Below are 13,160 nucleotides of genomic sequence, written 5' to 3'. Positions count from 1 at the left end.
CTGGTGTCGCCACGAAAACCCAGGCCGGTTGATCGGGGACCAGCCCCAACGGAAACGAGAGAGAGTAACGTCATGACCCAACGAACCCCTTGCCATCGACTGCAGGTTGCCACCGTCCTCCACGCCTTCATCGAACGGGAAGTCCTGCCGGGTAGCGGCATCGGCTCCACCGCGTTCTGGTCCGGTTTCGATGTCCTGGTGCACGAACTGGCGCCGAAGAACCGCGCCCTGCTCGCCGAGCGCGACCGCCTGCAGAGCGAAATCGATGCCTGGCACCGCCAGCATCCGGGCCCGATCGCGGACATGGCCGCCTACAAGGCGTTCCTCACTTCCATCGGCTACCTCAAGCCGGTGCCGGCCGACGGCCGCATCAGCACCAGCAACATCGACAGCGAAATCGCCGAGCAGGCCGGCCCGCAGCTGGTGGTGCCGGTGATGAACGCGCGCTATGCCCTGAACGCCGCCAACGCGCGCTGGGGCAGCCTCTATGACGCTCTGTACGGCACCGACGCCATCAGCGAAGAAGGCGGCGCCGGCAAGGAAGGCGGCTACAATCCGGTGCGCGGCGCCAAGGTGATCGCCTTCGGCCGTGACTTCCTCGACGCCAGCGCGCCGCTGGAAACCGGTTCTCACCACCAGGCCGCGGCCTACCGCGTGGCCGGCGGCCAGCTGCAGGTCGAGCTGCAGGACGGTCGCACCAGTTCGCTCAAGCAGCCGGAGCTGTTCCTCGGCTACAACGGCGACGCCGCCGCGCCGACCTCGGTGCTGCTCAAGCAGAACGGCCTGCACTTCGAGATCCAGATCGACAAGAGCAACCCGATCGGCGCCCAGGACGGCGCCGGGGTCAAGGACATCGTGATGGAAGCCGCCATCACCACCATCATGGACTGCGAGGACTCGGTCGCCGCGGTCGACGCCGACGACAAGGTCGTGGTGTACCGCAACTGGCTCGGCCTGATGCAGGGCACGCTGACCGAAGAAGTGAGCAAGGGCGGCAAGAGCTTCACCCGCGCCCTCAACCCGGACCGCCGCTATACCGCCGCCGACGGCAGCGCGCTGACGCTGCATGGCCGCAGCCTGATGTTCGTGCGCAACGTCGGCCACCTGATGACCAACCCGGCCATCCTCGACGGCGACGGCCACGAAGTGCCGGAAGGTATCATGGACGCCGTGGTGACCACGCTGATCGCGCTGCACGACCAGCAGCGCAGCGGCAACTCGCGCGCCGGTTCGATCTACATCGTCAAGCCGAAGATGCACGGCCCAGACGAAGTCGCCTTCGCCGACGAGCTGTTCGGCAAGGTGGAACAGCTGCTCGGCCTGCCGCAGTACACCGTGAAGCTCGGCATCATGGACGAGGAACGTCGCACCAGCGTCAACCTCAAGGCGTGCATCGCTGCCGCCCGTCACCGCGTGGCCTTCATCAACACCGGCTTCCTCGACCGCACCGGCGACGAGATGCACACCTCGATGGAAGCCGGCCCGATGATCCGCAAGGGCGACATGAAGACCTCGAAGTGGATCGCCGCCTACGAGCGCAACAACGTCCAGGTCGGCCTCGACTGCGGCCTGCGCGGCCACGCCCAGATCGGCAAGGGCATGTGGGCGATGCCGGACCTGATGGCCGAGATGCTGAAGCAGAAGATCGCCCATCCCAAGGCCGGCGCCAACACCGCCTGGGTGCCGTCGCCCACCGCCGCCGTGCTGCACGCGCTGCACTACCACCAGGTCGATGTGCAGGAAGTGCAGAAGGCGCTGGAAGGCCAGTACGTCGACGTGCAGGACGACCTCCTGACCATCCCGGTGGCGGCCAATCCGAACTGGTCGGCCGAAGACATCCAGCAGGAGCTCGACAACAACGCGCAGGGCATCCTGGGCTACGTGGTGCGCTGGATCGACCAGGGCGTGGGTTGCTCCAAGGTGCCGGACATCCACAACGTCGGCCTGATGGAAGACCGCGCCACGCTGCGCATTTCCAGCCAGCACATCGCCAACTGGCTGCGCCACGGCATCGTCACCGTGGCGCAGGTGAAGGAAACCCTGCAACGCATGGCCGCGGTGGTGGACGGCCAGAACGCTGGCGATCCGGCCTATCAGCCGATGGCTCCGGCGTTCGACACCTCGATCGCCTTCAAGGCCGCCTGCGACCTGGTGTTCCAGGGCTGCGCCCAGCCGTCCGGATACACCGAGCCGCTGCTGCACCACTGGCGCCAGGTAGAGAAGGCACACGCGCTGTAAGAGCCGAGGCGAAAGAGCGTCTTTTTGCTCAACGCAAAGCGGCCCGTCAAGGGCCGCTTTTTCGTGTCCTTTCACCTGGCCATTCCTTCTCTGGCAGCGGTTTTGTCTAAGAAAAGACAATACTGTAGACAAAATACTTTGCCATGATTCACCACGGCACGGCCCCCGGGCGCAGCCTCGCCCCCGCGCCATGGCAAAACAGACAATATTCTTGCAATAACACCATCAAACAAGACATTTCATTGCGCGCGTACGGCAAATTTTTTTTGTGCTTTGCCATAAAATTGCCACGATGCCGCAACATGAGTCCCGGTTTCGGCCCATACCGCACAAGGAGTCTGCATGAAGTCGCTGTTTTCCCGCTCGCTGCTGCTGGCCACTGCCGCCACGGCGCTGTCCTCCCCGCTGCTGGCCGCCGAGATGAAATCGGTGGCGGTCACCGCCATCGTCGAACACCCGGCGCTCGATGCCGCCCGCAAAGGCATCGAGGACGAGCTCAAGGCCGCCGGCTTTGTTCAGGGCAAGAACCTGAAGTACCAGTTCCAGAGCGCCCAGGGCAACACCGCCACTGCCGCGCAGATCGCCCGCAAGTTCGTCGGCGACACCCCGGACGTGATCGTCGGCATTGCCACCCCGAGCGCCCAGGCCTTGGCCGCCTCGACCAAGTCGATCCCGGTGGTGTTCTCCGCCGTGACCGATCCGGTTGCCGCCAAGCTGGTGAAGGACTGGAAGCCGTCCGGCACCAACATTACCGGCGTCTCCGATGCGCTGCCGCTGGCCCCGCAGATCGAGCTAATCAAGAAGGTGAAGCCGGGCGTGAAGCACGTCGGCATGGTGTACAGCCCGGGCGAGGTGAACTCGACCATCGTCGCCAAGGAACTGAAGGCCGAACTCGCCAAGCAGGGCATGTCGCTGGTGGAAGCGTCCGCCGCCCGCACCGTGGACGTGCCGTCCGCCGCCAAGAGCCTGGTCGGCAAGGTCGACGTGATCTACACCACCACCGACAACAACGTGGTGTCGGCCTACGAGTCGTTGTACAAGGTCGCCGTCGACAGCAAGCTGCCGCTGGTGGCCGCCGATACCGACACGGTCAAGCGTGGCGCCGTCGCCGCCCTCGGCCAGAACTACTACGACATGGGCCGCCAGACCGGCAAGCTGGTGGTGCGCATCCTGAAGGGCGAGAAGCCGGGCGCGATCGCACCGGAAGTGGGCACCAAGCTCAATCTGGTGGTCAACCCGGCCGCGGCCGAGAAGCAGGGCATCAAGCTGTCGCCCGAGCTGATCAAAACCGCCAAGGAAGTCATCAAGTAAGTCTGTCTTGAGGCTTCGGCCAACCCCGAAGTCTGCTCCCTCTCCCCGGGTCGGGCCACAAGCCCGGCCTGGGGAGCGAACGTTTCACGAGGTGTCGTTTCATGTCCCTGATCGCCTTGCTGGGCGCCACGGAAATCGGCCTGATCTTCGCGCTGGTGGCGCTGGGTGTGCTGATTTCCTTCCGCATTCTGAATTTCCCCGACCTGACCGCCGACGGCAGCTTCCCGCTGGGCGGCGCCGTCGCCGCGACCCTGATCGCCGGCGGCCATGACCCGTGGCTGGCCACGCTGGCCGGCACCTCGGCGGGTGCCGTGGCCGGCCTGATCACCGCCTGGCTCAACGTGCGGCTGAACATCCTGCAACTGCTGGCCAGTATCCTGGTGATGATCGCGCTCTACTCGGTCAACCTGCGCATCATGGGCGCACCCAACATGCCGCTGATCGGCGCCGACACCGTGTTCAGCCCGTTCATCGCCCGGGCGCCCGACTCGCAATACCTGATCCAGCCGCTGGTACTGGCGGTGATCGTGGTGATCGCCAAGCTGGCGCTGGACGCCTTCTTCGCCTCCCAGTCCGGCCTGGCGATGCGCGCCACCGGCGCAAACGCACGCATGGCGCGTGCGCAGGGCGTCGCCACCGAGCGCATGGTGCTGCTGGGCATGGCCATCTCCAATGCCCTGATCGCGCTGGCCGGCGCTCTGTACGTGCAGACCCAGGGCGGTGCCGACATTTCGATGGGCATCGGTACCATCGTGGTGGGGCTGGCGGCAGTGATCATAGGGGAGACGCTGATCCCGGGCCGCACCATCATGGTGGCGACACTGGCCGCCGTGCTCGGCGCCCTGGTGTACCGCCTGTTCATCGCGCTGGCGCTCAACGCCGACTTCATCGGCCTGCAGGCGCAAGACCTCAACCTGATCACCGCGCTGCTGGTCGGTTTCGCGCTGGTACTGCCGTCACTCAAACGCAAATTCGCCGCCAAACGCTCGGCCGTCACCAAGGGGAGCACTGCTCATGATGCGCGCTAACGGCCTCTACAAAACCTTCAACCCCGGGACCCCGATCGAGAACCCGGCGCTGCGCGGGGCCTCGCTGGACATCCCGCAAGGCCAGTTCGTCACCGTGATCGGTTCGAACGGCGCCGGCAAGTCGACCTTCCTCAACGCCATCAGCGGCGACCTGATCGTCGACCAGGGCACCATCGAGATCGCCGGGCGCGACGTCACCCGGCTCAACGCCTGGCAGCGCGCCGGCCTGGTGGCCCGCGTGTTCCAGGACCCGATGGCGGGCACCTGCGAGGCGCTGAGCATCGAGGAGAACCTGGCGATCGCCTGGCAGCGCGGCGAAGGGCGCGGCCTGAAAGGCGCCCTGAATGCCTCGCTGCGCAGCCTGTTCCGCGACAAACTCGCCACGCTGAAGCTGGGCCTGGAAAACCGCCTGTCAGACCGCATGGGCCTGCTCTCCGGCGGTCAGCGCCAGGCAGTGAGCCTGCTGATGGCCTCGCTCAAGCCGTCGCAGATCCTGCTGCTGGACGAGCACACCGCGGCGCTCGATCCCAAGACCGCCGCCTTCGTGCTGGAACTGACCGACCAGATCGTGCGCGAGAACCAGCTGACCGCGATGATGGTGACGCACTCGATGCGACAGGCGCTGGATCATGGCGACCGCACCGTGATGCTGCATCAGGGCCGGGTGGTGCTGGACGTATCCGGCGAGGAGCGCGCCCGCATGGACGTGCCCGATCTGCTGGCGATGTTCGAACGCACCCGCGGCGAAGCGATCGCCGACGACGCGCTGCTGCTGGGCTGATCTCCGCCCCATCGGCCAACCTTTGAAGGTTGGCCGAAGCGTTTGGCGCGCGGCTGAACTCATCGGGTTGGCCGACACCGTTGGCGCCGTACTGAACTCATCGCGCCCGCCATCGTCATAGTCTCTTGTCACGACAGTGCCGCGCCGCTGAGCGATACTGTCATTATCCGCCTTCCCGAGACAGGAGCCCCCATGACCCGCCTCACCACCCTGTTGAGCCTGGCCGCCCCCTTGTTCCTGCTGGCCCCGCTGGCGCCGGCCGCCGAACGGGCCGACCCGGCCGCCACCGTGCTGAACCTGTCGGCCAGCGCCCAGCGCGAGATCGCCAACGACCAGATGATCGCCACGCTGTATGTGCAGGACCGTCAGCCGCAGCCGGGCGTGCTGGCCAACCGCCTCAACCAGCTCATCAACCGCGCCCAGAGCGACGCGCGCGGCTACAAGAACGTCGAAGTCAGCAGCGGCAGCTACAACAGCTGGCCCGCCTACAACAAGAGCGGCAAGATCGACGGCTGGCAGGGCCGCGCCGAACTGAAGCTGAAAACCCGCGACATGGCGCAAGGCAGCGAGCTGATCGCCAAGCTGCAGGGCTACATGCTGCTGGAAGGCGTGCAGTTCGTGGTGTCCGATGACGCCCGCCACACCGCGGAAAAGGCCATGATCCCGGAAGCCATCGCCGCGCTGATGGAGCAGGCGCAGATCGCGGCCAAGGCGCTGGGCAAGAACACCCTCAACATGCACCAGCTCACCATCGGCAACCAGATGCCGCCGCCGGTACCGCTGTTGATGCGCAGCAAGACGCTGGCCATGGCCGCCGACGCCGAAGTCGCCCCGGCCGAATGGCAGCCCGGCCGCAGCCAGTTGCAGTTGCAGGTCAACGGCCAGCTGGAACTGCGTTAAGAGTCTGTCCCGGCCGGAGAGCGCGCCAAAGCAGCTGGGGTGTCGCCAGAGCACAGCAACCGGAATGGCCACAAGGCACATGAGGATCATGGCTGAGCGAGTCTCTGGACAGAGACTCGCACGCTCAGTGAGCTGCCGACACACAAGCGGCGCAGGCGCTGCCGACAGATCGGGATAGACACTAAAGCGCTTTGAGGCGGCCCGCCGATACGTTAAAGTAAACCTGCTTACCCGCCGGTCGAGGTCGACCGGCTCCCCCACGACCAAGCACCCTGTTCATGCCATGAAACTGATCGCGTCACTCACCAGTCCCTACGCCCGCAAAGTGCGGGTCGTGCTCGCCGAAAAGAAAATCGACTGCCCGATCCTGATCGACCAGCCTTGGGAGGCCGATTCGCAAGTTGCTCGCTACAATCCGCTCGGCAAGGTGCCGGTGCTGGTGCTGGACGACGGCAACACGCTGTACGACTCGCGCGTGATCGTGGAGTACCTCGACAACATCTCGCCAGTGTCGCGCCTCTTGCCGCAGGACAACCGCTCGTTCATCGCCACCCGGCGCTGGGAAGCGCTGGCCGACGGCATCTGCGACGCGGCCGTCGCCATCGTCATGGAACGGCGCCGCCCGCCGGAGAAACAGAGCGAGGAAGCGATGGCGCACCAGCAGCAGAAAGTCGAGCGCGGCCTGGCAGCGCTGGCGCACGATCTGGGCGAACGCCCGTGGTGCAACGGCGAAGGCTATAGCCTGGCCGACATCGCGGTCGGCTGCTGCCTGGGCTACCTGGACTTCCGCTTCGCCACGCTGGACTGGCGCACCAGCCACCCCACCCTCGCCGACTACTACCAGCGTTTGTCGGCACGTCAGTCCTTCGTCGACACCGTACCGCCGACGGCCTGAAGCGGCGCTGCACACCAGACAAACAAAAGCCGGGGTTTTCCCCGGCTTTTTGCTGCCCTAAGAACCTGTCCACGCTCTGTTCGCGAGCGGCCCTCAGCGGGGTGAAGAGCAGCGCAGGAACCGGAGTGTACTGGAGTACATGTGGATTCCGAGCAGCACATGAGCCCCGCTCAGGGACGCGCAGCAAGATCGTGAACAGGTTCTAAGGCGTGTCATCCAGCACGCCCATGCCCTAGACCCGCCCCTGTCGCTCCAGCTCACGGTATACCTGCAGCGCCACGTAGGCGTCGTTGCCGGCGTACACGCACTGCGCCTCGCTCAGCACCGGGCTCGCCCAGTTCGAGGTCGACTGGCGCTTCGACTTGCGGAAACACTGGCCGAACAAGCGCGCCACCGCCTGCACCGCACCCACGGTACGGTGCTCGCCCGGCTGACGAAACAGCCGCCCGATATCCACCAGCGCCGCGCACTCGATGCCCAGCTTGGCGCGGAGCCGCTGCACGTCGGAGCCCAGCTCGAAACCAACCTTGTGGATTGCCGGCGACTCCAGGATCATCCGCAGCCGCGTCAGGTCGGCGAGCCGCTCCACCGGGAACAGGTAGGCGTGCGTGGCGGTGGCGAGCTGCACCAGATGCGGGCCGCTCGAGGTCTCGCCCTTGTGGAAGGTCGGGCGCGACTCGGTATCGAAGCCGAGCACGCGGCATACGCTGAGCTGGTGATACGCGGCTTCCATCTCGGCCTCGTTCGCCACCACGCTCACCGCCATCGGAGCCAGCCCCGGATAGCTCGGGAGGGTACGGATATCGTCCTTGGACAAGTGTTGTTCTGCGGTCATGGGAAGACAGGCACCGGCGCGGGGAATGAAGGCCGGCCGAGTGTACGCGGCGCCGGCACAGAACACCAGCGCCGCGCTCAGCGCACGCCCGCCGCCTGCAGCTGGCGCTCGGCCCACTGCAGCAGTTCGGAGGCCTGCATCACACCGCTGTGACGCGCCAGCTCGCGCCCCTGCCAGAACAGGATGAGGGTCGGGATGCTGCGGATCTGGTAGTGCCGCGACGCCTGCGGCGCCTGCTCGGTGTCGACCTTGACGCAACGCAGCGTCGGCCGCGCCTTGGCGGCGGCGGCGAACTGCGGCGCCATCATCTGGCACGGACCGCACCAGCCGGCCCAGAAGTCCACCAGCACCGGCAGTTCGGTGCCGGCGAGAAACCCCGGCAAGGCGGTGTCGGACAAGGCCAGCGGCGCGGCGGCGAGCAGCGCGCCGGCGCACTTGCCACACTTGGGCGACTCCAGCAGACGTTCGTCGGGAACACGGTTGCGGGCACCGCAGGACGGGCAAACCAATTGCATCTCACATCACTCCTTCATCAAAACGACTCACCCTAGCCGCCGGGCGGCTGACCCCGGCGCCAGCGCCGGATGACGTACCCGTACACCGCCAGATTGACCGCCAGCACCAGCCCGGCCAGCACCAGCTGGAGCGCACGGGTCAGGGCCTCGGGATAGATCAGCGCCAGCAGGTAGTGCTCGACGAAGCCGCCCGGGTAGCCGGCCGCCCCGCCCAGCGCACGCAAGCGGTTTTCCAGCGGTGTCAGCGGGCAGATTCCGCCGCTCAGTTCGATCGCCATCGCCCATGCGGCGGCCGGCAGGTGCCACCACAGCCAGCCGCGCCGCCGGCACACCAGCAAGCCGCCCAGTAGCGCAAACACGATGAACCCCAGGTGCAGCAACAACACGGCATCGGCCAGCAGACGATAGATCACGTCGCCGCCCCGCCGCCGTCACGCCAGCCCAATGGCGGGCATACGCAAGGGCAGCAAGCGCAGGGCCAGGGTCCGCGGCGGCGCCCACTCGGCGCGCCGGCGGCCCCGTCGAACCTGGCCACCGCCCCACGCCGTCCCATTGCCAGCCACATTTCGCCCTCCCCGCCCACCCGTCACCGCCGTGGGCTCGCCCTCTCTAACTAGCCCAGGATGGCGACGCCTGCCAGGCCCTCATGTAAAAACCGCCCTCCCAGTGACGGGAGAGCGGTCGCGACGGCGCCTTCGGCCAACGTTGGCCGAAGCCCTGAATCAGACCGACAGTTCCAGCAACAGCTTGTTGATGCGTTTGACGAAGCTAGCCGGATCGTCCAGCTTGCCGCCTTCGGCCAGCAGCGCCTGGTCGTACAGCACCTGGGCGAGATCGCTGGCACGGCCCTCGTCCTGCTCCTCGGCCAGACGCTTCACCAGCACGTGCTCCGGGTTGATCTCCAGCGTCGGCTTGGCGGCCTGCGGCACGCTCTGGCCGGCGGCCTTGAGCAGGCGCTCGAGGTGCGCACTCATATCGTGCTCGCCCACCACCAGGCAGGCCGGGCTGTCGGTCAGGCGCGCCGTGGCGCGCACGTCCTGCACGCGCTCGGCCAGCGCGCTCTTGATACGCTCAAGCACCGGCTTGGCGGCCTCTTCAGCCTGCTGCTGCGCCGCCTTGTCCTGTTCGTCCTCCAGCTTGCCCAGATCGAGCGCGCCCTTGGCCACCGACTGCAACGGCTTGCCGTCGAATTCGGTCAGGCTGGCGCTCACCCACTCGTCGACGCGGTCGGTCAGCAGCAGTACCTCGACGCCCTTCTTCTTGAACACCTCGAGGTGTGGGCTATTCTTGGCGGCGGCCAGCGTCTCGGCGGTGATGAAGTAGATCTTCTCCTGACCTTCCTTCATACGCGCCACGTAGTCGGCCAGCGACACCGTCGGCTTGTCGCCCTCGCTCACGGTCGAGGTAAAGCGCAGCAGCTTGGCGATGCGCTCCTTGTTGGCGAAGTCCTCGCCGACGCCTTCCTTCAGCACCTGGCCGAACTCCTGCCAGAAGGTCGCGTACTTCTCGGCATCGTTGGCAGCCAAATCTTCCAGCAGCGCCAGCACCTTCTTCACGCAGCCGGCGCGGATGGCGTCGATGTCCTTGCTCTGCTGCAAGATCTCGCGGCTGACGTTGAGCGGCAGATCGTTGCTGTCGATCACCCCGCGCACGAAGCGCAGGTAGTGCGGCATCAGCTTCTCGGTGTCCTCCATGATGAACACGCGGCGCACGTACAGCTTGACGCCCTGCTTGCGCTCGCGCTCGTACAGGTCGAACGGGGCACGCGACGGGATGTACAACAGCTCGGTGTACTCCTGGCGTCCCTCGACGCGGGCGTGGCTCCACGCCAGCGGGTCGGTGAAATCGTGTGCGGTGTGCTTGTAGAACTCGCGGTACTGCTCGTCGCTGATGTCGTTCTTGGAACGGGTCCACAGCGCCGAGGCGGCGTTGACGCTTTCCCACTCGTCCGACACCACTTCCTTGCCGTCCTCGTCGAAGCTGGCGCCCTGCTTCATCTGGATCGGGATCGAGATGTGGTCGGAGTAGGTGCGCACGATGCGCTTGATCGACCAGTCGTTGAGGAACTCGTCTTCGCCTTCCTTCAGGTGCAGCACGATCTCGGTGCCGCGCGCGGCCTTCTCCACCGGCTCCAGCGTGTACTCGCCGTGCCCTTCCGACTCCCAGCACACCGCCTCGCTGCTCGGCGCGCCGGCGCGGCGCGTGGTCAGCGTCACCTTGTCGGCAACGATAAAGGCGGAGTAGAAACCGACCCCGAACTGGCCGATCAGGTTGGCGTCTTTCTTGTCGTCGCCGGTCAGCGACTCGAAGAAAGCCTTGGTGCCGGACTTGGCAATGGTGCCGATGTGCTCGATGACCTCGGCGCGGCTCATGCCGATACCGTTGTCGGTGATGGTGACGGTGCGGGCTTCCTTGTCCAGGCTCACGCGAATCTTCAGCTCGGCGTCATCTTCCAAGAGCTCAGGCTTGGCGATCGCCTCGAAGCGCAGCTTGTCGGACGCGTCCGAAGCGTTGGAGATGAGTTCACGCAGGAAGATTTCCTTGTTCGAGTACAAGGAGTGGATCATCAGGTGCAGAAGCTGTTTGACTTCGGTCTGAAAGCCCAGGGTTTCTTTCTGTGCGCTCATGGTGTCGTTTCACAGTTGTTGACGGAATGAGGGGGAAGTAGAGGCATAAGGCGCTATTTCAAGTGCCGGCAGGCATCGTGTATGCTGTTGGCCCAGCCCGGGCCTCCGGTTCCGGACTGCATCAGGAGCACGAGCACGCCCCGGCACACACAAAACCACTGAGCGGAACCCATGCGCAAACTCCTCCCCACCCTCTGGTGTTTGCTGCTGTTGGCCACGGCCAGCAGCCATGCTGCCGGCACCTTCACCGTCTGTTTCGAGGAGTGGCCACCCTACGCCCAGCTGAGCAGGACCGGCCAGGCCTACGGCCCCAGCATCGACATCTACCGCCAGGCGCTGCGCCAGGCGGGGGTTCCCACGGTGGCATTCAAGGAAATGCAGTACAACCGCTGCTCGGAACAGCTCAAGCAAGGGCTGGTCGACATGAAGCTGTTCGTGCTCGACAACGAACTACCTGGCCTGCCGCAGGCACACGAGGCCACCGAGTACTGGCAGATCGCTGCCATCGTGCGCCAGGACTCGCCGCTCACCCAATACCAGGGCCTCGCCGCCTTCGAACAGGCCCGCCTCGCGCTGATCACCGGCTACCTCTATCCCGAACCGCTGCAAGCCTTCATCCAGGCGCACGCCTGGCCGGCCACCGACCCGACCCAGGCCTACCGCCTGATCGCCCGCAAGCGTGTCGACGCGGTGTTCCTCGACCTGCTGGCGTTCGAACAGAGCAACGCCACGCTGAGGCTACCGCTGCGCCCGCTGCATCCGGTGGTAGCGCGCCAGCCGGTGTACGCCGTGCTGGCGGCGCGCCACCCGGAGCTACCGAAGACACTGGATGCGGTGCTCACCCGCATGAAGGAACAGGGCGAGATCGACCGGCTCTATCGCCGCCATACCGGCCGCAGCCTGACGCAGTGGCTGCACTACGCCGGCACGGCAGACAGCGCCGAGACAAGCAAAACGCCCTGACCGGCAGGGCGTTTTTTCGTATCGGGGAACGCAGGCAACGGGCTCAGGAGGCGGCACGCAAGCCCGGCGGCAGGGCGAAGGTCGTGGTCTCCTCGACGCCGTCGAGTTCGGTCACGTTATCGGCCCCCAGCTCGCGGATGCGGGCGATCACGGCCTGCACCAGCACTTCGGGCGCAGAGGCCCCGGCGGTGACGCCGACCCGGCTCTTGCCCTCGAACCACTGCGGCTCCAGCAGCGTGGCGTTGTCGACCATGTACGCCGCCACCCCTTTCAGCGCCGCCACCTCGCGCAAGCGATTGGAGTTGGAGCTGTTGGGCGAGCCCACCACGATCACCAGGTCGCACTGTTCGGCCAGCACCTTCACCGCATCCTGGCGGTTTTGCGTGGCGTAGCAGATATCGTCCTTCTTCGGGTTGGCGATGGCAGGGAAGCGCGCGCGCAGCGCGGCGATGATGTCGCGCGTCTCGTCCACCGACAGCGTGGTCTGGCTGACATAGGCCAGCTTGTCGGGGTTCTTCACGACGAGCGTCGCCACGTCGGCGACGTTTTCCACCAGGTACATGTCACCGTCCACCTGGCCCATGGTGCCCTCCACCTCGGGGTGGCCGGCGTGGCCGATCATGATGATTTCCATGCCGGCCAGGTGCATGCGCTTGACCTCGACGTGCACCTTGGTCACCAGCGGACAGGTGGCGTCGTACACCGTCAGTCCGCGTTCCTCGGCTTCCTGACGCACCGACAGCGGCACACCATGCGCCGAATAGACCAGCGTGGCGCCACGCGGCACGTCGGCCAGGTCTTCGATGAAGATCGCGCCCTTGTCGCGCAGGTTGTCCACCACGAAACGGTTGTGCACCACCTCGTGACGCACGTAGATCGGCGCACCGTAGAGCTCCAGCGCGCGCTCGACGATGGCGATGGCACGATCCACCCCGGCGCAGAAACCGCGCGGGTTGGCGAGCATGATGGTCTTCGTCATCGGTTAATCCTTATCAGCATCGTAGTTTGTCGGAAGGGCACGGCCGACCTCGTCAGCTCGGGCAGCGAGGCTCAGGCACTGCCCTTCC

Annotated in this window: 12 protein-coding genes; 7 read left to right on the top strand and 5 right to left on the bottom strand. The window is 65.9% G+C overall.

Annotation, left to right across the window (positions count from 1 at the left end):
- Nucleotides 1-72 precede the first annotated feature (72 nt).
- The 6 genes from B9N72_RS02705 (at nt 73) to B9N72_RS02680 (ending at nt 7,153) form a co-directional block, all read left to right on the top strand.
- Nucleotides 73-2,238, top strand: coding sequence for a malate synthase G (locus B9N72_RS02705; protein WP_085274902.1), 2,166 nt, complete (start codon nt 73-75; stop codon nt 2,236-2,238).
- A gap of 342 nt (nt 2,239-2,580) precedes the next feature.
- Nucleotides 2,581-3,549 (top strand): ABC transporter substrate-binding protein, encoded by a 969-nt coding sequence (locus B9N72_RS02700; protein ID WP_085274901.1) that lies wholly within the window; start codon nt 2,581-2,583, stop codon nt 3,547-3,549.
- Between the two features lie 101 nt (nt 3,550-3,650).
- Nucleotides 3,651-4,577 carry an ABC transporter permease gene (locus B9N72_RS02695; RefSeq protein ID WP_085274900.1) on the top strand — a complete coding sequence of 309 codons (927 nt, stop codon included), beginning with the start codon at nt 3,651-3,653 and terminating at the stop codon, nt 4,575-4,577.
- Nucleotides 4,564-5,358 (top strand): ABC transporter ATP-binding protein, encoded by a 795-nt coding sequence (locus B9N72_RS02690; protein ID WP_085274899.1) that lies wholly within the window; start codon nt 4,564-4,566, stop codon nt 5,356-5,358. Before B9N72_RS02695 ends, B9N72_RS02690 begins: the two co-directional genes overlap by 14 nt.
- 192 nt (nt 5,359-5,550) lie before the next feature.
- Nucleotides 5,551-6,258, top strand: coding sequence for an SIMPL domain-containing protein (locus B9N72_RS02685; protein WP_085274898.1), 708 nt, complete (start codon nt 5,551-5,553; stop codon nt 6,256-6,258).
- A 283-nt stretch (nt 6,259-6,541) separates the two neighbouring features.
- Complete coding sequence (locus B9N72_RS02680) at nt 6,542-7,153, top strand: glutathione S-transferase (RefSeq protein WP_085274897.1); 612 nt, start codon at nt 6,542-6,544, stop codon at nt 7,151-7,153.
- A 232-nt stretch (nt 7,154-7,385) separates the two neighbouring features.
- Here B9N72_RS02680 and B9N72_RS02675 read toward each other — a convergent pair whose 3' ends face one another.
- The 4 genes from B9N72_RS02675 to htpG all read right to left on the bottom strand — a co-directional run bounded on the left by B9N72_RS02675 (nt 7,386) and on the right by htpG (nt 11,130).
- Complete coding sequence (locus B9N72_RS02675) at nt 7,386-7,988, bottom strand: 3'-5' exonuclease (protein WP_085274896.1); 603 nt, start codon at nt 7,986-7,988, stop codon at nt 7,386-7,388.
- A 77-nt stretch (nt 7,989-8,065) separates the two neighbouring features.
- Nucleotides 8,066-8,503 carry a thioredoxin TrxC gene (trxC, locus tag B9N72_RS02670; RefSeq protein ID WP_085274895.1) on the bottom strand — a complete coding sequence of 146 codons (438 nt, stop codon included), beginning with the start codon at nt 8,501-8,503 and terminating at the stop codon, nt 8,066-8,068.
- Nucleotides 8,504-8,535: 32 nt separating this feature from the next.
- On the bottom strand, nt 8,536-8,916 hold the full coding sequence (locus B9N72_RS02665; RefSeq protein WP_085274894.1) for a DUF2784 domain-containing protein: 381 nt from the start codon (nt 8,914-8,916) through the stop codon (nt 8,536-8,538).
- 309 nt (nt 8,917-9,225) lie between these two features.
- Nucleotides 9,226-11,130 (bottom strand): molecular chaperone HtpG, encoded by a 1,905-nt coding sequence (htpG, locus tag B9N72_RS02660; RefSeq protein ID WP_085274893.1) that lies wholly within the window; start codon nt 11,128-11,130, stop codon nt 9,226-9,228.
- A gap of 171 nt (nt 11,131-11,301) precedes the next feature.
- On the opposite strand from htpG, the gene B9N72_RS02655 reads away from it, so the two are divergent.
- Complete coding sequence (locus B9N72_RS02655; protein WP_085274892.1) at nt 11,302-12,093, top strand: substrate-binding periplasmic protein; 792 nt, start codon at nt 11,302-11,304, stop codon at nt 12,091-12,093.
- A 43-nt stretch (nt 12,094-12,136) separates the two neighbouring features.
- On the opposite strand, the gene ispH is transcribed toward B9N72_RS02655, so the two are convergent.
- On the bottom strand, nt 12,137-13,072 hold the full coding sequence (ispH, locus tag B9N72_RS02650) for a 4-hydroxy-3-methylbut-2-enyl diphosphate reductase (RefSeq protein WP_085274891.1): 936 nt from the start codon (nt 13,070-13,072) through the stop codon (nt 12,137-12,139).
- Nucleotides 13,073-13,160: the final 88 nt, after the last annotated feature.

Source organism: Pseudogulbenkiania subflava DSM 22618 (assembly GCF_900177275.1).
GTDB lineage: Bacteria > Pseudomonadota > Gammaproteobacteria > Burkholderiales > Chromobacteriaceae > Pseudogulbenkiania > Pseudogulbenkiania subflava.
The sequence above is the reverse complement of the archived record's forward strand: the minus strand, read 5'-3'. Positions and strand labels throughout refer to the sequence as shown.